The sequence below is a fragment of the Arcobacter suis CECT 7833 genome, from assembly GCF_003544815.1.
Lineage (GTDB): Bacteria > Campylobacterota > Campylobacteria > Campylobacterales > Arcobacteraceae > Aliarcobacter > Aliarcobacter suis.
Genome location: NZ_CP032100.1, coordinates 1,353,518 through 1,378,347, shown reverse-complemented (window position 1 = coordinate 1,378,347; position 24,830 = coordinate 1,353,518). Strand labels below are relative to the sequence as shown.

Here is a 24,830-nt window from a genome sequence, read left to right as displayed (position 1 = left end):
ACCAAAAAAGTTCGAGAAAATGACACTTTTGTGACAAAAATGTTTACAAACAATTAAGAAAAACTCTCCTAGAATTACAAAATCTTTATAAAGGATTAGCCTATGATTGAAACAATTTTAAAAAGAGATGGAAATAAACAAGAATTTGAATCTTATAAAATAGAAGATGCAATAAAAAAAGCATTTAAAAGTGTAAATACAAAATATGATATATCTGTATTTTTTAATGTTTTATTTGAAATAAAACAAAAAAGATTGGTTGCTGTGGAAGATATTCAAGATATTATAGAAAAAGAGCTTTACAAAAGTAGATATTTTGATGTTATGAAGTCATTTATTTTATATAGACATTTACATAAAATCCAAAGAGAACTTGTGCTTCAAGTTCAAAAAGATACAACTTATATTAATTCAACTCAAACTATTCAAGAATATATAAATGGAAGTGATTGGAGAATAAAAGCAAATTCAAACACTGGATATTCTCACGCTGGACTTATAAATAATAGTGCAGGAAAAATAATAGCGAACTATTGGCTTGATTTAGTTTATTCAAAAGAAGAGGGTTATGCCCACAGAAATGCTGATTATCATATCCATGATTTGGATTGTTTAAGCGGTTATTGTGCAGGTTGGTCTTTGAGAGTTTTATTGGATGAGGGATTTAATGAAGTTAGAGGAAGAGTTGAAAGTTCTGCTCCAAATCATTTTAGAGAAGCTTTAGGACAAATGGCAAATTTTTTAGGAATACTTCAAAGTGAATGGGCTGGTGCTCAGGCTTTTAGTAGTTTTGATACATATCTTGCACCTTATGTTTTTAAGGATAAATTATCATATAAAGAGATAAAAAAAGCCATAAGAAGTTTTATTTATAATCTAAATGTACCTGCACGTTGGGGACAAAGTCCTTTTACAAATATTACTATTGATTGGACGGTTCCTGCTGATTTAAAAGATCAAATTCCAACAAGAAATCAACAACATTTATTCAAAGATTTCAAAGATGAAGAATTATTGGCTTTGATAAAACAAAAAGGTTATGAATCTTTTGAACAATTAACTTACAAAGATTTTCAAAAACAGATGAATCAAATAAATAAAGCATATTATGAAGTTATGACCCAAGGTGATAAAACCGGACAACCTTTTACTTTTCCAATTCCAACTGTAAATATTACAGAAGATTTTGATTGGTATGGAGAAAACAGTGATATTTTATTTGAAAATACAGCAAAAATAGGGAGTTCTTATTTTCAGAATTTTATAGGAAGTCAATATATAAAAGATGAAAATGGAAATAAAATCGAAAATGAAAAAGCTTATAAACCAGGACATGTAAGAAGTATGTGTTGTAGGTTACAACTAGATTTAAGAGAGCTTTTAAAACGAGGTGGTGGATTGTTTGGAAGTGCTGAAATGACTGGAAGTATTGGAGTGGTAACTATAAATATGGCAAGACTTGGATACTTATACAAAAACAATCCAAATGCTTTACTTTTAAGACTTGAAGAACTAATGCAATTGGCTAAATCAACATTGGAGAAAAAAAGAGTTTTTGTAAAAGATATGTATGATAAAGGTCTTTATCCATATACAAAAAGGTATTTACCCAACTTTAATAACCATTTTTCAACAATTGGTGTAAATGGAATGAATGAAATGCTTAAAAACTATTTCGGAGAAAATATAGATTTATCTTCACCTATTGGAAATGATTTTTGTATAGAAATTTTAGATTTTATGAGAGATAAGATGATTAAATTTCAAGAAGAAACTGGAAATCTTTATAATCTTGAAGCAACACCAGCAGAAGGTACAACTTACAGATTTGCAAAAGAGGATAAAAAAAGGTACAAAGATATTATTCAAGGTGGTTTTAATAGTAATATATATTATACAAACTCTTCTCAATTACCAGTTGATTATACAGATGACCCTTTTGAAGCACTTGATTTACAAGATGAATTACAGTGTAAATATACTGGTGGAACGGTACTTCACTTGTATATGAAAGAAAAGATTTCATCCATAGAAGCTTGTAGGAATTTTGTTAAAAATGTAATTACAAACTATAAACTTCCCTATATTACGGTTACGCCTTTATTTTCAGTTTGTCAAATACATGGATATTTACAAGGTGAACATGAATATTGTCCAAAATGTGATGAAGAAATCTTAAAAAAGGAGCTAAAAAATGACAAAGAAACAAGAATTGCTTGAAAAAAATAGCGGAAAAAGAACTAAATGTATGGTTTATACTAGGGTTATGGGTTACCATAGACCAGTTGAAAGTTTTAACATAGGAAAAAAAGGTGAACATATCCAAAGGGTGAAGTTTGATGAATCAAATAATTGCCAATGAAAAAAAAATATATGATTTAACAAAATTTACAACAACAGATTATGAAGGACAAATATCTTGCATAATTTGGTTTGTTTCTTGTAATTTTAGATGTTTGTATTGCTATAATGATAATATAGTTTATACAAAAAAAGGGAAATATAGTTTTAAAGATGTTTTAGATTTTTTAAAAACAAGAGTTGGTCTTCTTGATGCAGTAGTTCTTTCAGGTGGAGAAGCTACCATTCACAATCTTATTCCTTTTTGTAAAGAGATAAAAAACTTAGGTTTCAAAATCAAACTTGATACAAATGCTACAAATAAAAAACAGATAAAAGAGATGATAGATTTGGAATTAATTGATTATATGGCTATTGATTTTAAAGCTCCAAAGTATAAATTTAAAGACTTAACAGGAACAGATTTTTATGAAAAATTTATAGATACTATAAAATATTTAATAAAAATAGATTTTGATTTTGAGTTAAGAACTACTATAAATACTTCCCTTTTAGATGAAAATGATATAAATTCTATGATAGAAACTATTTCTTCTTTGGGTTATAAAAATACATATTATTTACAAAATTTCCTTGAAACCTCATCAAATATAGGAAATATTCAATCTTCAAGACCTATAAATAAAGAAAAAGTAAAAAGTAATATTTTAAACATCCAATACAGAAATTAAATATCCTTGTCCTGAAACATTTTCAATTAAATCTTTTGATGTTTTTATTCTAACTCTTTTTATAAAAGTTCTTAAGGCTTCATCATTTACTTCACTGTTCCAAAGATTTTCTTTTATATCTTGAGTAGTAACCAATTGATTTTTATGTTTGATTAAAAGATAAAATAGCTCTTTTTCTCTTTTTGTTAAACTAATAAGACTATTATTTTTGTACAAAGATAAAGAATTGTTATCAAAAATAAAATCTTCTTTTAGTTTTGATTGTTTTTGTTTATTTAGTTTTAATGCTAATTTATTTATATGTTCAAGTAATTCTTCTGGATCAAAAGGTTTGATAAAATATTTATTTATTCCCAAATCAATAGCTTTTAAAAGTTTTTCCTTATCAGAATGGGCGCTTAAAACTATAATTGGAATAGATTCATCTAACTCTTTTATTTGTAAAGTCATTTCCAATCCATCACAAAAAGGCATCATAATATCTGTTATTATAATATCAGGTTTAAAGCTTTTAAATTTTTTTAGACCATCTTCTCCATTTGAAGCAATAATAACAGAAAAGAAAGAGTTAGAAATACTATCTTTTAGCAATTGAGCTAATCTTTTTTCATCTTCTACAATTAAGATTTTTAGGTTTTTCAACAACTCTTTTTTCATTTTGTTAAATCCATATCATTATTTAAAAATATACTAATACAAAAAATTGAACCACCATCAATATTTTTATGATTCAAAGTTCCATCAAGACTTTTTTCAATAATCATTTTAGACATAAAAAGTCCAAGTCCTGTTCCTTGTGATTTATGTTTGGTTGTAAAGTAGGGTTCAAAGATTTTTTCAAGATTTTCATTTGATATTCCACCTGCATTATCTTTTATTTCAAGTATTGCGTATTTTTTATCTAAATTTTGTTCTTCCGTTAGGCTTATTGAAATCTCTTTATCTTTTGTATTATTTTGAATAAAGGCATCTTTAGCATTTTGAATTAAGTTTATTATCACTTGTGATAGTTCGTTTGATACACCTAAAATTTTATAGTTATTTGGTATATCTATTTTGATATTTATATTTTCAATTTCTATTAGTTTTCTTAAAATTATCAAAGCTTCATTTATTGCATCTTTTATTTCAAAGCTTTTTTTCTCTTTTAGAGGATTAAAAAAGTTTGTAAAATCTTCAATAGTTGTGGACATACTAAAAATCAAATCTTTACTCTCTTTATATAACTCTTCAACTTTTTTTTCATTGTGATTTATAGAGGCTTTTTTTATATTAAATAAAGTTAGATTTAATTCAGTTAAAGGTTGTCTCCATTGATGGGCAATATTTCCAAGCATTTGCCCAAGACTTGCCATTCTTGATTGCCAAAAAAGAAGTTTTTGTTTCTCTTCATTTTTTTTAATCTCTTCTTCGACTCTTTGTTCTAATGTTTTATTTAACTCTTTTAATTGTTTTGTTTGTTCAAGGATTTTTAGTTCAAGATTTAGATTTAACTGCTCAAGTTCTTTTTCTTTAATTTCAAGATTTTTTTTGAGTTCAACTTCAGCAGTTACATCATATCTAATAGCGATAAACTCTATTATATTTTTAAATTCATCTAAAATAGGGGTTATTGTAGTGTTTAAATATACAGTTTTTCCATCTTTTGTAAGATTTTTAACTGTTGCTTTATAAGGTTTTTTTAAAAGTATTGTATTCCACAGATTTTCAAAATTTGAAGTTGGAACTTCTGGATGTCTTACGATATTATGATTTTGACCAATCAGTTCATCATAAGAGTATCCAGAGATTTTGCAAAACTCATCATTTACAAAAGTGATAATTCCATTTATATCTGTTTTTGAGACAATATTTGAATTTTCAATTGCTTCTTGATAAGTTTTGTTCATTTTTTATTTAGTTCCAAAAGTTGCAGATGTTTTTGTTAAAAATAAATTGTATAGCCTTTAGTGTTACTTTCTCCTTAATTTTTTTTATTTATAGTTAGCTTTGATTTTAAACATTTTTTCAGAATTTTGTTAATTTATAATTAATAAAATTAAAGATGAATTATTAGAATTATGTATTAGGTGAAAATTAAAAAAGTGTTGCTTGTCTAGGTTTATGCTCTCGTATAATTTTAAATAGTATTCATACTCACATTGTATTTTGTAGTCCGTTGAATTCAGCTATTACTTTAGGGATATATAAAAAAAACACCAAACTTTTTATAAAGTTGTTCAATAGGTGTACCATCTTTTACAGCTTCAGCAATATCTTCAACAGTAAACATAAAAACCTCCTTTATATTTTTTCAAAAGATTATGTCCAAATATATAATATTTTGCAAGATCATTACAATTTGTTACATATGATGTCTTTATTGTTTTTGGAATAGAATTATTACTTTTATTTTAAAGGATATAAATGACAAAAGAGAAAGCTCTTGAAAAATTACATATATTATTAGAAGATTTAGACAAATTACCTAAATATATAGATTATAATAAAGACTCTATGCTTACAAAGTTTAAATTAAAAACTAATAGGTATTTAAAAGAAATTTTCATCCATAGAATAAATTCTTTCGCTTTTGAAGACATAGAATTTGAACCCATTGTACCTTTTCATACTGAACAAAGTAATCTAATTAAAATTTATGAAAAAGCTATAGAAAATAGTAAAGCACTTTTTGAAGCTTTCATTGAAGAAGTTGAAGAATGGAAAGATAATATTACAGAAAGTGTTATACCTACTCAAAATTCACAAATATCTATAACTACTTCAAATAAAGTATTTATTGTTCATGGTCATGATGAATTAGCGATAAGTCAAGTTTCTGAGTTATTAAGAAAATTAAATTTAGAACCAATTGTTTTAAGAGATCAAGTAAGTAGAAGTGATACGGTTATAGAAAAAATAGAAAATTATACAAGTAAGGTAGGATTTGGAGTTATTTTATACACTGAATGTGATGTTGGTGGAAAAACTATAGATTCACTTCAATCAAGAGCTAGACAAAATGTAGTTCTAGAACATGGCTATTTAATGGCTAAACTAGGGAGAGAAAATACTATGGCTTTAGTAAAAGGAAGTGTTGAAACTCCTGGTGATATTAGTGGTTTAGTTTATACGCTGATGGATGAGCATAAAGCTTGGCAATACAAGCTTGTAGATGAATTAAGAGCTTCAGGATATAATGTTAGTAAAGATAATATTTAATATTAATACATCCTCTCAAGAGCGACAATAATTTTTGAGCTTTACCAAACTTAAAATTATCTATCCTAGAGGCTTTATATTTTGCTATTTTACAAGCAAATTTCATTAAAGCCTCTTCCTTTATCTCTAGCTTCTTATTTCCAAATAACTCTTATTTTCTCAATTTGAGCAATAGTATTTTAAGCTTTTCTTAAAAGTTCACAAACCTCTTTTGCATGGTAAGAGATAATGATATTAGCACCAGCTCTTTTAAACGCAATCATTGTTTCCATCATAACTCTTTCATAATCAATCAATCCAGCAATTCCAGCGTGTTTTAGCATAGCGTATTCTCCACTTACATTATAAACGCATAAAGGAAGATTTGAAGCATTTCTTATGTCTCTTACTATATCTAAAAATGCAAGGGCAGGTTTTACCATTAAAATATCAGCACCTTCTTTTTCATCTTCAAGTGATTCTTCAATTGCTTCTAGTCTATTTGCAGGATTCATTTGATAAGTTCTTCTATCTCCAAATGATGGAGTTGATTCAGCCACATCTCTAAATGGTCCATAATATCCACTTGCAAATTTTGTTGAATAAGCCATTATTGGCAGATTTCTAAATCCATTTTCATCTAAAGCAGTTCTAAGTGTTGTAATAATTCCATCCATCATACCTGATGGTGCAATCATATCAGCACCAGCTCGAGCGTGAACAAGTGCTTGTTGAGCAGAAATCTCTAATGTTTTATCATTATCAACACTTCCAGTTTTTGGGTCAAGTATTCCACAATGTCCATGGTCTGTATATTCACAAAAACATAAATCAGTTACAATAAACATTTGTGGAAATTTTGCTTTTATAGCTTTGATTGTTCTTGCAATTATACTTTCATTACATAAACACTCACTTCCAACTGAATCTTTTACATCAGGAATGGCAAATAATATAATGGCTTTTAAATTAATACTTATTAAATATTCACACTCTTTTAATATTTCATCAATACTCATTTGAAAAACACCTGGCATTGAAGAAACTTCTGTTTTTATACCACTTCCTTCTCTTACAAATAATGGATATATGAAATCATCTGGTGTTAATGTAGTTTCTTGAACTAAATTTCTTAAAGTTTCATTTATTCTTAATCTTCTAAATCGTTTAAACATTCTATTTACCTCTTTTGGTTATAATCCTAGGATTTTAACAGTTTAAGGTTTAAATACAAATGAATATAATACAATCAAATATAGCTAACTTACCTACAAAATACGGAAAATTCAAAATAAAAGCTTACAAAGATGGCAATCAAGAACATTTGGCAATTATGAGTCAAGATTTTGAAAACATTGATTCTCCATTTGTAAGAATTCACTCAGAGTGCCTAACAGGCGATACACTTGGAAGTTTAAAGTGTGATTGTCAAAATCAATTAGATTTATCATTAAAATTTATTGCAGAGCAGGGTGGTTTAGTAATTTACCATAGACAAGAAGGTAGAAACATAGGTTTAGTAAATAAAGTAAATGCTTATGCACTTCAAGACCAAGGAAGAAACACAATTCAAGCAAATTTAGAATTAGGTTTTGGTGAAGATGATAGGAATTACTCTATAGTTGGACATATTTTTAAAGATTTAGGTGTGAAAAAGTTAAAACTAATAACTAATAATCCTAAAAAAATTGAGTATGTTGAATCATTAGGAATAGAGATTGCGGAAAGAATTCCTGCAATCACTAAATCAAATAAATATAACGAAGGTTATTTATTAACTAAAAAAGAACAAATGGGGCATATTCTTTAATGATTTTTAAACAATTATTAGAAGAAAACAACCTCTTTTTTGAAGATAAATTCTACGAAGATTGTGATGTTTTTATAAAACTACTTCAACAATGGGGAATGGTTCATAATCTTAGTGGAAGACTCACACGAAGTGATATTGAAGAAAATATTTTGGACTCTTTATTTCCTTTAAATTTTATAGAAAAATATGAAAGTTTTGCAGATATTGGTACGGGTGCTGGTTATCCAGGACTTATACTTGCAATGGCTTTAAGAGATATGAAATCATATTTAATAGAACCTCGAATAAAAAGAGTATCTTTTTTAAATTTTGTAAAAGCTTCTTTAAAACTAGATAATTTAACAGTTATTTGTAGTAGAGTAGAGCAGGTTAAAAATTTACAAGTTGATTTGATAACTTCAAGAGCAGTTACAAACACTTCTTTACTTTTAGATATTACAAAAAATATTAAAAAAGAAAATAGTTCATATCTTTTCTATAAAGGTTCAATGCTTGAATCAGAAATAGAAATAGCAAAAATAAATGATTATAAAATAGTAAATAGAAAAGATAGAAATTATCTTTATATAAAAGGCAAATAATGGTTTTAAAAATAATTGCAGTTGTAATAATGGCATTTTTAGCTTATATTCTTTTTTTTAAAAAAACTAGAGAAAAAGATATTATCACTAAAAAAAATGAAAAAATCGAAGATGAAATGGTAGAGTGTCCAACTTGTAAAACTTATGTTTCACAAAAAGAAGCTATTTTGAGTAATGGAAAATTTTATTGCTCAAAAGAGTGTTTAGAGAATAAATAAAAGGCTTTTTATGATTATTTTAGGGGATAAAAATTTACCTTATGAAAATATTTTTTTTGTTTCAAGTATAGAAGAAATAGTAAATACAAAAGCAAATTCAACACTTCTATTTTTTTATAATCTTGAATTATTAAAATATTCTTACGAAAATGAACTTTCATCAGCTGTTATTGTAACATCAATAAAAGATGCAATTTATAGTAATAATTTAAATGCGAAATATATAATTTCAGAAAATGATTTAGCGACACAAATACAAAAAATTGCTGATAATTATATGTATGATTCTAAAAATCTTGTAATCATTAATTCAAACGAAGAGTTTGAACAAACTGCAAAAGCTCAAATAGATGGAGCAATTTTTAAAGAGTTAATTAATCAAAAATGAGAATTTTTTTATTCCTTATTCTTTTATCTCTCTATTCATATGCCTGTAGTGGAGATTGTATGGCTTGTCATCCAGTTTTAAAAGAATCCATAAAAGAAAAACATCATCAAGTTTTAGTTAGTTGTGTATCGTGTCATACTAAAACTCCAACAACTATGGTTGAGTGTGGTGGAGATTGTTTTGCTTGTCACTCTCAAAATACTCTTATTAAGTCAAATAGAATTGAACATCAGAATTTAGCTTCATGTAAAGAGTGTCATATAAATAAAGAAGATTTATTTAATCCACCTTCTATGAATAATGGTTCTAGACTTATGGATTTACTTAAGAATAAGTGACTTTTAGCTAAAATAACAGCCTTTTATTAGATAAAACTTAGGATAAATGTGAAAGATATATTAGACACAATAATACTTATTATGTTTGTTATTATGGTTGCCATGTTCATAATCAACTTTAATAGACAACAAATAAAAAAACATACAGATAAGATTGAAGAAAATGAAAAAAAGAACTCTAACAAGGATAAAATAGATGAATAAACCATTATTAATTGAGATTGGTGTAGAAGAATTACCAGCGATTCCATTTTTAAATGAATTACCAAATATTGAAAAAAAGTGGAGTGAAATTTTAGAAAAAAATAGATTACTTTGTGATTTTGATTTTTTTTATACACCAAGAAGATTAGTATTATGGCATAGAGAATTTCAAGCAAAACAAGAAGATTCAACAGTTGAACAATTTGGAGCACCTGTTAAAATAGCTTATAAAGATGGTGTTGCTACCGGAGCTGCTATTAGTTTTGCAGCTAAGTGTGGAGTTGATGTTAGTGCTTTAGATAAGATAGATTTAGGGAAAGGTGAAGTTTTATATTTCAAACAAGAAGTTGTTGGAACTGAATCAAAGAATTTATTAAATGATATGGTAAATGAATTTGTTCATTCATTAAATTTTGGAAAATCTATGAGATGGGCAAGTAGAACTGATAGTTTTATTAGACCAATTAGAAGTTTATCTATAATTTTAGGTGAAGAAATTGTTGATGCTGAACTTTTTGGAGTTAAATCATCTAATTTTTCATTTGCTCATAGAATGGTTTCTTATGAACCATTCTCTTACTCTTTTGCAGGTGATTATTTCTGTAAACTTGATAAAAATGGAGTTATTTTATATCCAGATGAAAGAAGAGAAAAAATACTTTCACAAATGAAAGATATTGAACAAAGACATAATATCAAAATCGAAATTGATAAAGAACTTTTAGAAGAGGTTGTTGCAATCACTGAATACCCAACAGCTTTAATTGGAAAATTTGATGTTGAGTTTTTAGAGTTACCAGAAGAAGTAATTGTAACTTCTATGAAAGAAAACCAAAGATATTTCGCAGTTTATAAAGATGGAAATTTAACAAATAATTTTATTGTTGTTTCAAACTCAAAAACAGATGATTTTGGATATATAATCGCTGGAAATGAAAAAGTATTAAGACCAAGACTTGCTGATGCAATGTTTTTTTATAAAAATGACATTAAAAATGGTTTATCAAATGAAAGACTTAAAAAACTTGTTTTTGTTGAAGGTCTTGGTTCAATGTATGAAAAATGTGAAAGGGAAGCAAAAATTGCTTCTTATTTAGCAGATATTTTTGAAGTAAAAGAGAAAGAACTTTTAGAAAAAGCTGTAATGCTTTCAAAAGCTGACTTAATGTCTGAAATGGTTTATGAGTTTACAGAATTACAAGGACTTATGGGATATTATTATGCAAAACTTGCAGGTGAAAATGAGTTAGTTTATACAGCTTTAAAAGAACAATATTTGCCAGATGGTGAAGATTCAGAACTTCCATCAAATGTATTTTCTTCAATAATTGCTTTATCAAATAAATTAGATAATTTAATGGGATTATTTAGTGCTGGGAAAATTCCAACAGGTTCAAAAGATCCATTTGCTTTACGAAGAGCAGCAGCAGGAATTGTAAAAATTGCAATGGAGCATAAATTATCAATAGATTTATCAAAAATTATTGATGAATTATCACATCACTACAAAAATTTAGACAAAAAAGTATTAATTGAGTTCTTTAATGAAAGATTATTTAAAATTTTTGAAGTAAATCCTACTGTATTAAAAGCCGTTCTTGCAAGTGGAGAAACTGATATTTACAAAATTTCTCAAAAGATTTGTGCGTTAAATCCAATAGTACAAAGTGACAATTTTAAAGATTATGTTGCAACATTTAAAAGAGTTGCAAATATCATTAAAGATGTCGATACTACGGTTAAACTTACAATTGATGAAGATTTATTAGAAAATAGTGAAGAAAAAGAGTTATATACAAAATATAATGAAGTAAATTTCAAATCTTTTATAACTTATGATGAAGAATTAGAAGCACTGTTTGCTTTAAAACCACAATTAGATAGTTTTTTTGATAATGTTTTTGTAAATCATGAAAATGAAAAAATAAAAACAAACAGAAAGAATTTAATAGGTTTAGTGTATCAAGGATTTAGAAAAATTGCTGATATTAAAGAGATTACAATTTAGTATGAAAAAAATAATATTAATTCCAAGCTTTATTGCAATAATTTTATTTATTAATGGTTGTGAGGAAAAACAAAATAAAATAAGTAGATATGTTCAAAATTGAACTGGTGTAAATGGTGTTTTAGAAATTTATGCTGGAGAAAAGCTAATAAAAAGATTTATAGCTATTGATAAATTATCAACTGCAAATGGGACAGATGACAAAGAAGTAAGATCATATCGATATGGGTATGGTTTTCTTGATGAAAATCTAAATTTTAAAAAAGATGAAAATGAAAGAAAAGTTTATTTTGAGTTTTCTGATTATTCTACAAATTATATATTTTTCGAGAATCCAAACAATTAAAAATTAATTTTTCAAGTGAATTTATAAAATATTGATTGTTAAATAAGAAGTTTTTTAGTGGAGCTGGTGAAGGGAGTCGAACCCCCGACCTGCTGATTACAAATCAGCTGCTCTAGCCAACTGAGCTACACCAGCACCTAAAAAATAAAGCATATATTTGCTTTAAAATGGTGTCAAGAGAGGGACTCGAACCCTCGACCTCCGGCTTATGAGACCAGCGCTCTAGCCAGCTGAGCTACCTTGACATAAGACAACATTTTAAAACAAATATTAAAATTGGTTGCGGAAATAGGATTTGAACCTATGACCTTCGGGTTATGAGCCCGACGAGCTACCTAGCTGCTCTATTCCGCGATTTATAAGGGCTTGAACCCTCAAATAATGGTACTAAAAACCATTACTTTATCACTTAAGTTAAGTGGTGGAATTATAGTTAAATAAGTATCTATTGTCAAGTCTTTTTAGATTAATTTTTGGATTTTTTGATATAATAAATTAATTAAAAATAATCAATAATAAAGAAGAAATATGAATGCAATACAAAGAGTACAAGAAGCTATAAAAGAGATTCAAAAAGGTAATATGGTAATAATGTTGGATGATGAAGATAGAGAGAACGAAGGAGATTTAGTTTATGCAGCACCTTTAAGTAGTCCTGAAAAAGTTAATTTTATGGCTACTCATGCAAAAGGTTTAATTTGTGTTTCTGTTACTAAAGAAACAGCAAATAGGTTACAATTAAATCCTATGGTTAGCTCTAATACTTCATCTTATGAAACAGCATTTACAGTTTCTGTTGATGCGGCAGATGCAAGTACAGGAATTAGTGCAAAAGAGAGAGATGATACTATCAAAATTCTTTCAAATCCAATCTCTAATGCTCTTGAATTAGTAAGACCTGGACATATCTTCCCTTTAATTGCAAAAGATGGTGGAGTATTAGTTCGAACAGGACATACAGAAGGAAGCGTTGATTTATGTAAACTTGCAGGACTTAATGGGGAAGCAGTTATTTGCGAAATCATGAAAGAAGATGGAACAATGGCTAGACGTGATGATTTAGATATTTTTGCTAATAAACATGATATGAAACAAGTATATATTTCAGATTTAGTAGAATATAGATTATCTCATGAAAAATTAGTTGAAGAGATTTCAAGTGTAAATAAAAAATTCTTCTCTTCTGATGTAATTCAAAAAGAGTTTAAAGATCATTTAGGAAATATTCATACAGCAATAGTTTTTGGTGAAATAAAAGAAGTTAGTGCTATAAAATTTCATACAATAACTCCTGATATCAATCTTTTTTTAAATGATGAAAAATTACATTCAATGTTAAAAACTATAAACTTTTTACAAGCTAAAGGTGGAGTGTTAATATTTTTAAGTGATGAAATGAGAACTAAAGAGTCTCAAAAAGATTATGGAATAGGGGCTCAAATTTTAAATTGTTTAAGTATAAAACAAATTAAACTTATGACAAGTGGAGGAAAACACTCTTTTGTAGGTTTACAAGGTTTTGGACTTAAAATAGTTGAAGAAATTCAAATAGAGTGCTAAAAAGCACTTTATTTAAATAAATCAATAAATACCAACTGCAGATTTTATTAATTCTAAAGTTTTTTGAGGAATAATTAAATTTTGAGATAGTTTATCTTCATTTTCTTTATAATATTTTGATTCTAAAATAGCATTAATTTTATCTTCAAATTTTTGTATTACAGTTTCTTGAGTATCTTTATCTTCAATATCTAAAAATTGTCTAGGTTCTTGATTTACAATTCTTGCCATTCTATAGTTGAATAAATAAGCATTATCTGACTCTTCATTAAAAACTTTACATATTGTTTTATATACATCATCTAATTCAGCTTCATATTTTTTATAAATTATACCAGCAGAATCGTTTAAAGCTTTTGTAAAATTATCATAATTAATAAATAAACCTTTTAATACTTCATTATCAATAGAATCATTATTTATATCAAATTTCTTTGATAGTACATGATTACAACAGTAGTATACAACTTCTTCTTGATTATTTTTTATATCTTCTAAAAATTTAGACAATTTCATAATTTTCTCCTATTTTTATATTAAAAAAGGAGTGAAAATTTTCACTCCTTAAATAATACACTTTATAGAAACAATTATATCTTATAAAGATGGTCCTGCAGCTGTGAAATCAAATTCACTTTCTAAAGTTAAGTATTTTTTAAAGTTTTTAATATACATTGATGCTAATTTTCTTTTTGTTTCATCATAAGATTCTTTATCTTTCCATGTATTTCTTGGATTTAATACTTCTGTATCAACACCTTTTAGAGTTTTTGGAATTTTTAAATTAAATACTGGTAAAACTTCAAATTCTGATTCATTTATTGAACCATCTAAAATTGCATTAATACAAGCTCTTGTATTTTTGATACTCATTCTTGAACCAGTACCATATGCACCACCAGTCCATCCTGTATTTACTAAATAAACATTTACTTTATGTTGATCAATTTTTCTACCTAATAATTCTGCATAAACTGTTGGATTTAGAGGTAAGAATGCTTCTCCAAAACAAGAAGAGAATGTTGCAACTGGTTCAGTTATACCTCTTTCAGTTCCTGCAACTTTTGCAGTATAACCACTTAAAAAGTAATACATTGCTTGTTGTTTATCAAGTTTAGCAACTGGAGGTAATACTCCAAATGCATCTGCACATAGAAAAATAATATTAGTTGGATGATTACCCCTCATATCAGGAGTATGATTAGGGATATGTTCTAAAGGATAAGAAACTCTTGTATTTTCAGTTTTTGAGCCATCAGTATAATCAACGACTCCATTTGCATCAGCAATAACATTTTCTAAAATTGCACCTTTTTTGATTGCATCAAAAATCTCAGGTTCACTACTTTTATCTAAATTTATAACTTTTGCATAACAACCACCTTCAAAGTTAAAAATACCTTTATTGTCCCAACCATGTTCATCATCACCAATTAAAGCTCTCTTTGGATCTGTTGAAAGTGTGGTTTTCCCTGTTCCTGAAAGACCAAAGAATAATGCTGTATCGCCATCTTTTCCAATATTTGCTGAACAATGCATAGGAAGTTTATCTTCTAATGGAAGCCAGTAATTCATCATAGAGAATACACCTTTTTTCATTTCACCTGCATACCAAGTTCCACCAATTATTGCGACATTATCTTCAATATTAAAAATAACATAAACTTCTGAATGTAAACCATGGCTAGCATATGCCATATCTACTGTTTTACAAGAGTTATATATTGTAAAATCTGGTTTAAAATTATCTAACTCTTCTTGAGTTTGAGGAACAATAAACATATTTTGAATAAAATGTGCTTGCCAAGCAACTTCCGTAATAAACCTAATAGATTTTCTAGAATCTAAAGATGCACCACAGTATACATCTGTTACATAAATGTCTTTATTACTAAGTTGTTTTTTTGAATTTTTTAATAAATCTTCATAAACTTCTTTTGATACTTTATGATTAATATCTCCCCAAGCAATATATTTATTAGATGGATCTTGATTTACAAAAAATTTATCTTTAGGACTTCTTCCCGTAAAAATACCAGTATCAATCATTAAAGCACCAGTTGAAGATACTTTTGCACCTTCTTTTTCTACTGCATCTTTTATTAATGTATCTACATCTAAATTTCTTTTAATAATTCCAACGTTTTCTAAACCTAATGAGTCTTTAATTCCAGACATAATTTAACTTTCCTACTTGTTAATTTTTATTTAAATATCGATAAAAGTACACCAGCCGCGACTGCTGAACCAATAACACCAGCCACATTAGGACCCATCGCATGCATTAATAAAATGTTCGATTTGTCATAAAGCTGACCTTCTTTACTTACAACCCTTGCTGCCATTGGCACAGCTGATACTCCAGCTGCTCCAATTAAAGGATTAATCTGATTATCTTTTGAACTAACTAAATTCATTAATTTAGCCATTATAACCCCTCCAGCTGTTCCTGCTGAAAATGCTAATAATCCAATTACCATAATCCCTAAAGTTTCTGGTACTAAAAATTGCTCTGATGCTAGTTTTGAACCTACACCTAATCCTAAAAATATCGTTACAATATTAATTAATGAATTTTGCATTGTATCAGAAAGTCTATCAACAACTCCTGATTCCCTTGCAAAATTTCCTAAACATAATGCTCCAATTAATGGTGCAGCATCTGGAAGAATTAAAATAGCTAAGGATAAAACTACTAAAGGAAACACAATTTTCTCTAGTTTTGATACCTTTCTTAGGGTTGTCATTTTAATTTTTCTTTCTGTATCTGTTGTTAATGCTCTCATAATTGGAGGTTGAATTAACGGAACTAATGCCATATATGAATATGCAGCAACAGCAATTGCACCAAGTAATTCAGGTGCTAGTTTTGAAGCAACAAATATTGATGTTGGTCCATCCGCTCCTCCAATAATAGAAATAGCTGCCGCTTGTTCTAGCGTAAAATTGATTCCTGGTACATAAGTTGATAATACAACTGCACCAACAAGTGAACCAAATATTGCAAATTGAGCTGCTCCACCTAAAAGTGCAGTTTTTGGATTAGCTAATAATGGACCAAAGTCTGTCATTGCCCCAACACCCATGAAAATTAATAATGGAAAAAATTGATTAGTAATACCCATACTATAGATAATTCCTAACATTCCATCTTGTCCTGCCATATTTGCAATTGGAATATTAGCTAATAATCCTCCAAATCCAATAGGAATTAATAGTAGTGGTTCAAAGCCTTTTTTAATTGCTAAATAAAATAGTAAAAAGCAAATAAAAATCATTATGATTCTTCCTGCACCTTGTGCAAATAGAGTCATATCTTTTCCACGTGAATCTTTTACACCTTCTTGTGGTTGAAATAGTGCTTTAATACCTGTTGTTGCATAAAAAGAATCAACTAATTCACTCATTGTTTTTGAATGGTATGTTTGTTTCTCTTGTTTTTCATCTACTACAACATTATTAGCGAAACTATTTGATGCAAAAATAGAAAATATTAGAAAAAAAGCTATTAATATATTTTTTTTCATTAATTACTTCACAACATTAACCAATAAAGGCTAATGTTTCTCCTTCTTCAACAGCATCAGTATTGTTAACTAAAATTTTAGTTATAACACCTGAAACTGGAGCTGTTATATCTATCTCCATTTTCATTGCTTCTAATATCATTATTTGTTGATCTTTCTCAACTGTATCACCTTCTTTTACTAGTATCTTCCATACTGCTCCATTTACTGCTGCTGGAACTGCTGTTCCTGAATATGCAGGTGTTGCAACTGGTGCTACAACTGGTGCTACAACTGGTGTTGCTACAGTATTCGCAACTGGTGTTACTTGAATATTTGCATTACCTTCTGCTATTGTTACATTAAATTTTTGTCCATCTACTATTACCGTATAATTTCCATTTGCATTAGCCATTTTATTCTCTCCTAAATTACAATTTTTATCATCATTCTTTCTAACATTTAATGGTGATTCACCTTTTAAAAATGCTATCCCTTTTTCATCACATGCTGCTGCTATGAATATATTCTCATCACTTGTTTCTATACCTTCAAGTTCTAATCTTTGTTTCCACACAGATATTTTTTTCTTTTCATCTCTATCTGCTATATCTAAAGGATTCTCTTTTGTTGGTTCAAGTTTTAATTTTTCACTTGCAAGTCTAACAACTTCAGCATCTGGTTCAACTGGAGTTCTACCAAAGTAACCTAAAACCATTTTCCCATAACCAGGAGCTATTTGTTTCCATGGTCCAAACATTACATTTGCGTATGCTTGTTGCCAATAAAATTGTGAAACTGGAGTTACAGATGTTCCGTATCCACCTTTTTCAACAACTTCTCTCATTGCTTTTATAACTTCTGGAAATTTATCTAAAGTTCCATTATCTCTCATCATTTGAGTATTTGCAGTTAATGCACCACCTGGCATTGGAGAAAAAGGAATTAATGGAGAAACTTGTGTAGCTTCTGGTGGAATAAAGTAATCTTTTAAACAATGATTTAAAGTCTCTTGGTATTTTAGAATTTTATCAATTTCTAAACCACCCAAATCAAAGTTTTTACCTTTTACTGCATGAAGCATAGTTAAAATATCAGGTTGGCTAGTTCCACCAGATACTGGAGATGCAGCTAAATCTATACCATCAGCACCAGCTTCTAAAGCAGCTAAATAACAAGCAACTGAAACACCTGCAGTTTCATGAGTATGAAGTCTAATATGAGTGTTATCTCCAACTAATCTTCTTGCCATTTGGATTGTTTCATAGATTTTTTGCGGACTTGAAGTTCCTGATGCATCTTTAAAACAAATTGAATCATAAGGCAATCCACTATCTAGAATATTTCTTAGAGTCTTTTCATAAAAAGGAACATCATGAGCACCAAAGCAACCTGGAGGTAAATCCATAAGTGTTACAACTACTTCATGGTTTAATCCATATTTTTTAATACATTCAGCAGAGTATTCAAGGTTTTGAACATCATTTAAGGCATCAAAATTTCTGATTGTTGTTGTTCCATGTTTTGCGAACATTTTTGCATGTAAGTCGATTAATTCTCTTGAACCAGTATCAAGCATAACAGTGTTGATACCACGAGCTAAAGTTTGTAAGTTTGCATCTGGACCTGTGATTTCTCTAAATTTATCCATCATTTCAAATGCATTTTCTTGAAGATAGAAGAATAAAGATTGGAATCTTGCTCCTCCACCGAACTCAAAGTGTGTTATTCCAGCTTCTTTTGCAGCATGCACAGCTGGAAAAAAATCATTCATTAGGACTCTTCCTCCAAAGACAGATTGAAATCCGTCTCTAAAAGTTGTATCCATAATATCTATATATTTCTTAGACATATATTTTAACCTTTTAGATTTTTATGATGTTGTACTGCTGCTATTACTGCAGCTATCTTCGCAGCTTCTATATTATTTGTATTTTCACTTCTTGGTACCACTATATTTACAATTTTTTCTTTTTCTGGGAAAAATCTTGTTAATATTGCGCCTTGCGCTTTTAAGACAAATATCATTATTGTTAAGAATGCAAATACTACGCCCATTCCTAAAAACATGAATTTTATTGACTCTGCTACTAAGTTTATTTCCATAATACTCTCCATGGTTACTATCTGTAATTGTCATCGTAATAATATATAAAAGTTGCTTTAGTAATATTTATATTTTCATTTGATTTTTATTAAATTTCTAAATTTAATATTTATAATATTTTTTCTCCAAATTCATAAATAAAATTATCAAGTTTAGTTATCATTTTAATTATATCTGCTTTTGTTTTCATTAATTTAATTGTCATATTGAATCCTTTTTTAATAAAATATTTCAAATATTATAATATTTAATAAAATTACTTGAAAAATATTTCATTTTGTAATATAATTGTTTTTCAAGATAAAAAGGAGAACTTTATGTTAATAGTTGATGAAATTATTGAAAAATTAAAAGATATTTTAAGTGCTGATGGGAAAAACGGTAAAGTATTTGATAAAGATGTGGCAAATTCTTTAGAATTAAGTCAAGCTAATTTTGCAACGATGAAAAATAGAGGGAAAATTCCTTTTTCAAATATTCTTAATTTTTGTGCAAAAAAGAAGATTTCAATTAACTGGCTTTTATATGACCAAAATCCAGGTTCTTTGGTTGATACAACAGATAAATATTGGATTAAATATTATCCTAGTGTAGCAGTAAGTGCTGGGGGTGGGGCTTATGAAGCAAATGACAATTATGAATCATTACAATTACCAACTTATTTTGTATCTATGTTAGGAGGAAAAGAGAATCTTAAAAATATTGATGCTATTAATGTAGTAGGGGATTCAATGGAACCAACTTTAAATAGCGATAATATTATATTTATTGATAAAACAAAAAATGATGTATCAAGAGATGGAATTTATGCATTTACAACAACACATGGTTTATTTGTAAAAAGAATACAAAGAAGAGTTGATGGAAAGTTGGATATTATTTCTGATAATAAAGATTATCCTTCTCAAATTTTAAATAAAAATGAATTAGAAATATTAGGTAAAGTAATAAGCTCTTTTGGAATGGTGTATTAGTTTAAAAAAGAGTTAAAGGATTTTCACTTTTTAGAAGATATGTTTGAACTTGAGTGTAATTAAAACCCATTAAATATATGGCATTAAATTTTAATTTCCTTAAAATAGGTTTTAATTCATCAAGATTATTTATAATAATTTGTTCATCTTTTTTTAAATAATCGATATATTCAGATGTAATAAAAATAGTTTTTGCATATTTATATTTTATTTTCATATACAATATTTCATTTGAATATAAATTCTTTGTATCTTGAGAAATAATAAATCTATCACTTTTACCAAATTCAATTAAATTAAAATTTCTATCTATAAAAAGTGGTTTTAGGTTATTAAATAGTTTTAATTTCCCAAAATCTATATTCCCACCTAAAAAATTATAAACTCTTAAAAATTGGGCTAAATATAAACTAGGAATTTTTAATTTTGAGAAATATGAGTTATTGTATGAAAAAGAGGTTTCAAATAATGAATGTTCTATTAAATTTTCTATTTCTAAAGTAGTAGTAATTTTATTAAAATCTTTATTGTAAGGATAGATTTTATTTAATATTTCTTGATTAGATGAAATAATTATATCATCTAGTACTATTTCATCTATATTTTTAAATAGATTTTCTAATTTATTTGGTATTAATTTAATACTTTTTGAGAAGTTTGAAGAATAAATTTTTAATAACTGATAAGTTATTTTATCGCAAGAGTAGGCTTTTAAATCTAAAATTGATAATTTATATCTTATTAATTTAATGATACAAGCATCTATATTTTCTACTTTTATCCAAGCAATTTCATTATCAAGAATAGGTGAGTTTATTTCAAGAATAATTGCAAAAGCACCATTTTTTATAGCTAATTCAATATCATTTATATCTCTTACTATAAATAAATCACCTTCTTTGACTTTTTTTGCATTAGTTTTGATTGAATAAATAAAAGAGATTGATGGAGAGTTTAATAAACTTCCATCAACAATATCTAAAATAGATGAGATTTGCACTAGCTTATTTTTGTTCCAGATTTTTTAGGAGCTTGTGGTCTTAATAATGATAAACCATTTTCATCACGAGCTGCCATCAACATACCTTCACTTATCATTCCCATTAATTTTGCAGGTTTTAAGTTTGCAACAACACAAGCTTGAGTTCCTACAAGTTCTTCAGCAGAATAATATTCTTTGATTCCAGCTAAAATTTGTCTATTTCTTCCTTCACCTAAATCAACTTGTAGTTTTAATAATTTTGCTGATTTTGGAACTTCTTCTGCTTCAACTATTGTTCCAATTTTTAAAGTTGTTTGGAAAAATTGATCAATAGTGATTAAATTATCATCTTCAACTGATACTTCTTTTGTTTTTTCATTTTTCATTTCACACTCTGATTTAGTAATATCAGAAGAAGCAGGTTGCTCTAATAAAACTTCTTCGATTCGGGGGAATAATTGATCAACTTTTGTGATAACTGTATCAGGAATTAAATTTTTATTTTTAATTAAAGAGTTATATGTTGCTGTATCAATTTTTATTCCTAAAGATTGAGCAATTAAAGAGATTTTTTCAGGCATTACAGAATCTAAAAGTAGGGCAACTTTAGCCATGATATTTGTAATTAATGCAACTAATGCCATAGCTTCATCAGATTTTCCATCTTTCATTAAATTCCATGGTTCATAATCATTTATTGCTTTATTCGCAATTGTTAATACTTTCCACAAATCTTCCAAATATCTATTGATTTGCATATTAAAAATATAAGCTTCAACATTTCCTAAAATTGCATCAATTTCTGCCAATTCTTTTGCATGGAATTTTTCAACATCAACTGAACTTACTTTATAATCAAAATATTTTCCACTCATACCAGAAATTCTATTTAATAAATTTCCTAAATCATTTCCTAAATCTGAATTAATTCTATCAATTAAAGCTTTTTGTGAAAAATCTCCATCTTGTCCAAATGGAACTTCTCTTAACATAAAATATCTAAATGCATCTAATCCATAAGCATCAGCTACAAGTTTTGGATCTACAACATTACCTTTTGATTTAGACATTTTTTCGCCATCTCTTGTCCACCATCCGTGAGCTGCGATGTGTTTTGGAAGAGGTAAATCCAAAGACATTAAAAAGGCTGGCCAATAAATAGCATGGAATCTTAAAATATCTTTTCCAACTAATTGAACATTTGCTGGCCAAAAATTCATATTTTTGTCATCAGTTCCATATCCAAGTGCTGTAATATAATTCATTAAAGCATCTAACCAAACATACATAACATGTTTTGGTTCATTCATCGAATCAGGTAATTTAACACCCCAATCAAAAGAAGTTCTTGAAATCGATAAATCTCTTAATCCACCTTTTACAAAGTTAGAAATTTCATTTTTTTTAGCTCTTGGTAAGATACAATCTTCATTTTCTTCATACCATTTGATTAATTTATCTTCATATTTTGATAATTTAAAGAAATAACTCTCTTCTTTTACAATAGAAGTTGGTCTTCCACAATCTGGACAAAATTGCTCATCAACTAACTGTTTTTCTGTAAAAAATGTCTCACATGATACACAATAAAAACCTTCGTATTCACCTTTGTAAATATCACCTTTATCAAACATAGTTTGAAAAGCTTTTTGAACACCTAGTTTATGCTCTTCGTCCGTAGTTCTAATGAATTTATCATAAGTAATATCAAAATCATCCCATAAAGCTCTAAATTTACCTGAAATTTCATCTGCATATTCTTTTGCAGTTTTTCCTCTAAGTTCAGCACTTTGAGAGATTTTTTGTCCATGTTCATCAGTTCCTGTTAGAAGAAATGTATTTAAACCAGTTAATCTTGAGTATCTAGCTAACATATCAGCTATGATTGTAGTGTATGCATGACCAATATGAGCTACATCATTTACATAATAAATTGGTGTTGTTATATAAACATTTTTGCAAGATTCTTCCATTATTACCTCTTTTTTCTTTTTTATAATTATATTAAAATTCAAATCCACCGCCAGCACCTTTATTCATAGATTCATAAACGGCTATTACATACTTCTTTCTTAATTCACACTCAAAAAACTTATTACAATCTGAACAAGTTTTTAAACTATTAGATTCTTGACAAGTTTTTAATTCAACTATCTTTTCATCTAGTTTTATATCCCATTCATCAATAACTATATCTTCGTGATTAGCCATTTTTTTTATAAACTTCTAAAACTCTTTGTATTTCATTATTTGAACCAAAAAAACATGGAGTTGTATCATGAATATGAGTAGTTTGTACTTCTAAAACTCTTTTAAATCCATCAACTGCACCACCACCAGCTTTTTCATAAGTTAAAGCAAAAGGAAATACCTCAAATAATTGTCTTAATTTTCCTTTTGGTTTGTCACTAGTTCCAGGATATGAAAATAATCCTCCACCTTTTAATAAAATTTGGTGTAAATCAGGAACCATTCCACCAGAATATCTTAATCTATAACCATCGTTAAAAATATCGTCAATTAATTGTTTGTGAAAAGGTGCCCAACAGTTTTGTGTTGAACCTGGTGCATTTAATTTACCTTTTTCATTTAGTTTAATATTTTGAATAAATTTAAATTCATTATTTAAAAGTCTATACATTTTAACATCGTCAGTCGTAACAACCATTTCAACTCTTGGACCAAATACAACATAAACTGATGCAACTATATTTTGTGCATTAAATTCATTTTCATAAATACCAAAAATAGAACCAACAGAAAGATTTACATCAACTAAAGAAGAACCATCAAGTGGATCATAAGCTATTAAATAATTACCATTTTCATGTAAATTTACAATTGCTTCTTGTTCTTCACTTACAATTGCTTTGATTGTTGGAATTTTTTTAAAAATATTTTCAATAATTTCATCACTTGCAATATCAAGTTTTAGTTGTGTATCACCAGTTGAATTTTCATGTTCGCTTTTTCCAGTATCACCAGTTTGAATTAAATCTCTTATTTTAATTGCTGATTCTTCAATTGCTTTTATAATTTCTTGCATTTTATACTCTCTTTGCATTTTTATTAATCCATAAGATTATCTCTTCTGGATTGTTTAAATCTAATATATCAATACCATCAGGAATTTCACTATTATCTATTGTTTCATCACAAGCAATTGCATTTGAAACACTAAAATAACTCTCGTCCAATCTATCTCTAAAAATAGAAATTCTAGGTATTTCAAGAGTTTTCAAACCCTCAACTAACAAATAATCAAAATCCTGAAATAATTCAATCATTTCATCTATTGTTGATGAATTTTTTTTAAATAAAGTTGTTTTATTTGGGCTTACAACTGCAACATCAGCACCAGTTTGAGAGAATTTAAAAGAATCTTTTCCTTCTCTATCAAAAACGGCTTTATCTTTTGGATCATGTTTAATAATACAAACTTTAAATCCACCATCATTAAGAATACTTGCAACTTTTACAATAGCAGTTGTTTTACCACTATTTGAAGGACCGGAGAAGGCTACTACTAATCTTTTTTTATTCATAGGTTGGATTTTATCTAAATGATTGTTAAAGTTATTTTAATGTACAAT

General features: G+C 27.7%; 26 protein-coding genes and 3 tRNA genes. 13 read left to right on the top strand and 16 right to left on the bottom strand.

Going from position 1 to position 24,830, the window contains the following annotated elements:
- Nucleotides 1-102: 102 nt before the first annotated feature.
- Genes ASUIS_RS07050 through ASUIS_RS07040 form a run of 3 tightly spaced genes read left to right on the top strand, consistent with a single transcriptional unit; the run spans nt 103 to nt 3,032 of the window.
- Nucleotides 103-2,220, top strand: coding sequence for a ribonucleoside triphosphate reductase (locus ASUIS_RS07050; RefSeq protein ID WP_118886354.1), 2,118 nt, complete (start codon nt 103-105; stop codon nt 2,218-2,220).
- Nucleotides 2,195-2,362, top strand: a complete 168-nt coding sequence (nrdD, locus tag ASUIS_RS13875) for an anaerobic ribonucleoside-triphosphate reductase (protein WP_118886353.1) — start codon at nt 2,195-2,197, stop codon at nt 2,360-2,362. Before ASUIS_RS07050 ends, nrdD begins: the two co-directional genes overlap by 26 nt.
- On the top strand, nt 2,340-3,032 hold the full coding sequence (locus ASUIS_RS07040; protein WP_118886352.1) for an anaerobic ribonucleoside-triphosphate reductase activating protein: 693 nt from the start codon (nt 2,340-2,342) through the stop codon (nt 3,030-3,032). The genes nrdD and ASUIS_RS07040 overlap by 23 nt, the downstream gene beginning before the upstream one ends.
- Here the strand turns inward: ASUIS_RS07040 and ASUIS_RS07035 are convergent.
- The gene (locus tag ASUIS_RS07035) at nt 3,009-3,689 is read right to left on the bottom strand and encodes a response regulator transcription factor (RefSeq protein ID WP_118886351.1); all 681 of its coding nucleotides are present in this window, start codon (nt 3,687-3,689) and stop codon (nt 3,009-3,011) included. The genes ASUIS_RS07040 and ASUIS_RS07035 overlap by 24 nt on opposite strands.
- A complete protein-coding gene (locus tag ASUIS_RS07030) occupies nt 3,686-4,921 on the bottom strand; it encodes a PAS domain-containing sensor histidine kinase (protein ID WP_118886350.1) in 1,236 nt (411 codons plus the stop codon). The genes ASUIS_RS07035 and ASUIS_RS07030 overlap by 4 nt, the downstream gene beginning before the upstream one ends.
- Before the next feature lie 517 nt (nt 4,922-5,438).
- Between ASUIS_RS07030 and ASUIS_RS07025 the strand changes: the two genes are divergently transcribed.
- Nucleotides 5,439-6,233, top strand: coding sequence for a TIR domain-containing protein (locus ASUIS_RS07025; protein WP_118886349.1), 795 nt, complete (start codon nt 5,439-5,441; stop codon nt 6,231-6,233).
- A 179-nt stretch (nt 6,234-6,412) separates the two neighbouring features.
- On the opposite strand, the gene hemB is transcribed toward ASUIS_RS07025, so the two are convergent.
- A complete protein-coding gene (gene hemB / locus ASUIS_RS07020) occupies nt 6,413-7,387 on the bottom strand; it encodes a porphobilinogen synthase (protein WP_118886348.1) in 975 nt (324 codons plus the stop codon).
- A gap of 59 nt (nt 7,388-7,446) precedes the next feature.
- Here hemB and ribA point away from each other — a divergent pair, with 59 nt between their 5' ends.
- Genes ribA through glyS form a run of 7 tightly spaced genes read left to right on the top strand, consistent with a single transcriptional unit; the run spans nt 7,447 to nt 11,762 of the window.
- A complete protein-coding gene (gene ribA / locus ASUIS_RS07015; protein WP_118886347.1) occupies nt 7,447-8,022 on the top strand; it encodes a GTP cyclohydrolase II in 576 nt (191 codons plus the stop codon).
- Nucleotides 8,022-8,606: a 16S rRNA (guanine(527)-N(7))-methyltransferase RsmG gene (gene rsmG, locus ASUIS_RS07010; protein ID WP_226799875.1), complete on the top strand. Its 585-nt coding sequence runs from the start codon at nt 8,022-8,024 to the stop codon at nt 8,604-8,606. The genes ribA and rsmG overlap by 1 nt, the downstream gene beginning before the upstream one ends.
- Nucleotides 8,606-8,824: a PP0621 family protein gene (locus tag ASUIS_RS07005; protein WP_118886346.1), complete on the top strand. Its 219-nt coding sequence runs from the start codon at nt 8,606-8,608 to the stop codon at nt 8,822-8,824. The genes rsmG and ASUIS_RS07005 overlap by 1 nt, the downstream gene beginning before the upstream one ends.
- Before the next feature lie 10 nt (nt 8,825-8,834).
- Nucleotides 8,835-9,212 (top strand): hypothetical protein, encoded by a 378-nt coding sequence (locus tag ASUIS_RS07000; RefSeq protein WP_118886345.1) that lies wholly within the window; start codon nt 8,835-8,837, stop codon nt 9,210-9,212.
- 59 nt (nt 9,213-9,271) lie between these two features.
- Nucleotides 9,272-9,550 carry a hypothetical protein gene (locus ASUIS_RS06995; protein ID WP_118886344.1) on the top strand — a complete coding sequence of 93 codons (279 nt, stop codon included), beginning with the start codon at nt 9,272-9,274 and terminating at the stop codon, nt 9,548-9,550.
- A 48-nt stretch (nt 9,551-9,598) separates the two neighbouring features.
- Nucleotides 9,599-9,754 (top strand): hypothetical protein, encoded by a 156-nt coding sequence (locus tag ASUIS_RS13700; protein ID WP_192894453.1) that lies wholly within the window; start codon nt 9,599-9,601, stop codon nt 9,752-9,754.
- Nucleotides 9,747-11,762, top strand: coding sequence for a glycine--tRNA ligase subunit beta (gene glyS / locus ASUIS_RS06990; protein WP_118886343.1), 2,016 nt, complete (start codon nt 9,747-9,749; stop codon nt 11,760-11,762). Before ASUIS_RS13700 ends, glyS begins: the two co-directional genes overlap by 8 nt.
- Nucleotides 11,763-12,166: 404 nt before the next feature.
- Here glyS and ASUIS_RS06980 read toward each other — a convergent pair.
- The 3 genes from ASUIS_RS06980 to ASUIS_RS06970 form a co-directional block, all read right to left on the bottom strand.
- A tRNA-Thr gene (locus ASUIS_RS06980) sits at nt 12,167-12,243 on the bottom strand.
- Between the two features lie 33 nt (nt 12,244-12,276).
- A tRNA-Met gene (locus ASUIS_RS06975) sits at nt 12,277-12,353 on the bottom strand.
- 32 nt (nt 12,354-12,385) lie between these two features.
- A tRNA-Met gene (locus ASUIS_RS06970) sits at nt 12,386-12,462 on the bottom strand.
- A 174-nt stretch (nt 12,463-12,636) separates the two neighbouring features.
- Between ASUIS_RS06970 and ASUIS_RS06965 the strand changes: the two genes are divergently transcribed.
- The gene (locus ASUIS_RS06965; RefSeq protein WP_118886342.1) at nt 12,637-13,668 is read left to right on the top strand and encodes a bifunctional 3,4-dihydroxy-2-butanone 4-phosphate synthase/GTP cyclohydrolase II; all 1,032 of its coding nucleotides are present in this window, start codon (nt 12,637-12,639) and stop codon (nt 13,666-13,668) included.
- Between the two features lie 21 nt (nt 13,669-13,689).
- Here ASUIS_RS06965 and ASUIS_RS06960 read toward each other — a convergent pair whose 3' ends face one another.
- The 5 genes from ASUIS_RS06960 to ASUIS_RS06940 form a co-directional block, all read right to left on the bottom strand.
- Nucleotides 13,690-14,184 (bottom strand): hypothetical protein, encoded by a 495-nt coding sequence (locus ASUIS_RS06960; protein WP_118886341.1) that lies wholly within the window; start codon nt 14,182-14,184, stop codon nt 13,690-13,692.
- A gap of 81 nt (nt 14,185-14,265) precedes the next feature.
- The gene (pckA, locus tag ASUIS_RS06955) at nt 14,266-15,846 is read right to left on the bottom strand and encodes a phosphoenolpyruvate carboxykinase (ATP) (RefSeq protein WP_118886340.1); all 1,581 of its coding nucleotides are present in this window, start codon (nt 15,844-15,846) and stop codon (nt 14,266-14,268) included.
- A 26-nt stretch (nt 15,847-15,872) separates the two neighbouring features.
- Nucleotides 15,873-17,195, bottom strand: a complete 1,323-nt coding sequence (locus tag ASUIS_RS06950) for a sodium ion-translocating decarboxylase subunit beta (protein ID WP_118886339.1) — start codon at nt 17,193-17,195, stop codon at nt 15,873-15,875.
- A gap of 16 nt (nt 17,196-17,211) precedes the next feature.
- Nucleotides 17,212-19,026: a biotin/lipoyl-containing protein gene (locus ASUIS_RS06945; RefSeq protein WP_118886338.1), complete on the bottom strand. Its 1,815-nt coding sequence runs from the start codon at nt 19,024-19,026 to the stop codon at nt 17,212-17,214.
- Nucleotides 19,027-19,031: 5 nt separating this feature from the next.
- A complete protein-coding gene (locus ASUIS_RS06940; protein WP_118886337.1) occupies nt 19,032-19,280 on the bottom strand; it encodes an OadG family protein in 249 nt (82 codons plus the stop codon).
- A gap of 318 nt (nt 19,281-19,598) precedes the next feature.
- Here ASUIS_RS06940 and ASUIS_RS06935 point away from each other — a divergent pair, with 318 nt between their 5' ends.
- Entirely contained in the window at nt 19,599-20,255 is a 657-nt protein-coding gene (locus ASUIS_RS06935) for a S24 family peptidase (RefSeq protein ID WP_118886336.1), read from the top strand.
- Nucleotide 20,256: 1 nt separating this feature from the next.
- Here ASUIS_RS06935 and ASUIS_RS06930 read toward each other — a convergent pair whose 3' ends face one another.
- From ASUIS_RS06930 to mobB, 5 genes are read right to left on the bottom strand one after another with little or no spacing between them, the layout of a single operon-like run.
- Nucleotides 20,257-21,255, bottom strand: coding sequence for a peptidoglycan synthetase (locus ASUIS_RS06930; RefSeq protein ID WP_118886335.1), 999 nt, complete (start codon nt 21,253-21,255; stop codon nt 20,257-20,259).
- Nucleotides 21,255-23,210, bottom strand: a complete 1,956-nt coding sequence (gene metG, locus ASUIS_RS06925; protein ID WP_118887656.1) for a methionine--tRNA ligase — start codon at nt 23,208-23,210, stop codon at nt 21,255-21,257. The genes ASUIS_RS06930 and metG overlap by 1 nt, the downstream gene beginning before the upstream one ends.
- A gap of 31 nt (nt 23,211-23,241) precedes the next feature.
- Nucleotides 23,242-23,448, bottom strand: coding sequence for a hypothetical protein (locus ASUIS_RS06920; protein WP_118886334.1), 207 nt, complete (start codon nt 23,446-23,448; stop codon nt 23,242-23,244).
- Nucleotides 23,441-24,283, bottom strand: a complete 843-nt coding sequence (locus ASUIS_RS06915) for a class 1 fructose-bisphosphatase (protein WP_118887655.1) — start codon at nt 24,281-24,283, stop codon at nt 23,441-23,443. The genes ASUIS_RS06920 and ASUIS_RS06915 overlap by 8 nt, the downstream gene beginning before the upstream one ends.
- A gap of 1 nt (nt 24,284) precedes the next feature.
- Nucleotides 24,285-24,782, bottom strand: a complete 498-nt coding sequence (gene mobB, locus ASUIS_RS06910) for a molybdopterin-guanine dinucleotide biosynthesis protein B (RefSeq protein ID WP_118886333.1) — start codon at nt 24,780-24,782, stop codon at nt 24,285-24,287.
- Nucleotides 24,783-24,830 lie beyond the last annotated feature (48 nt).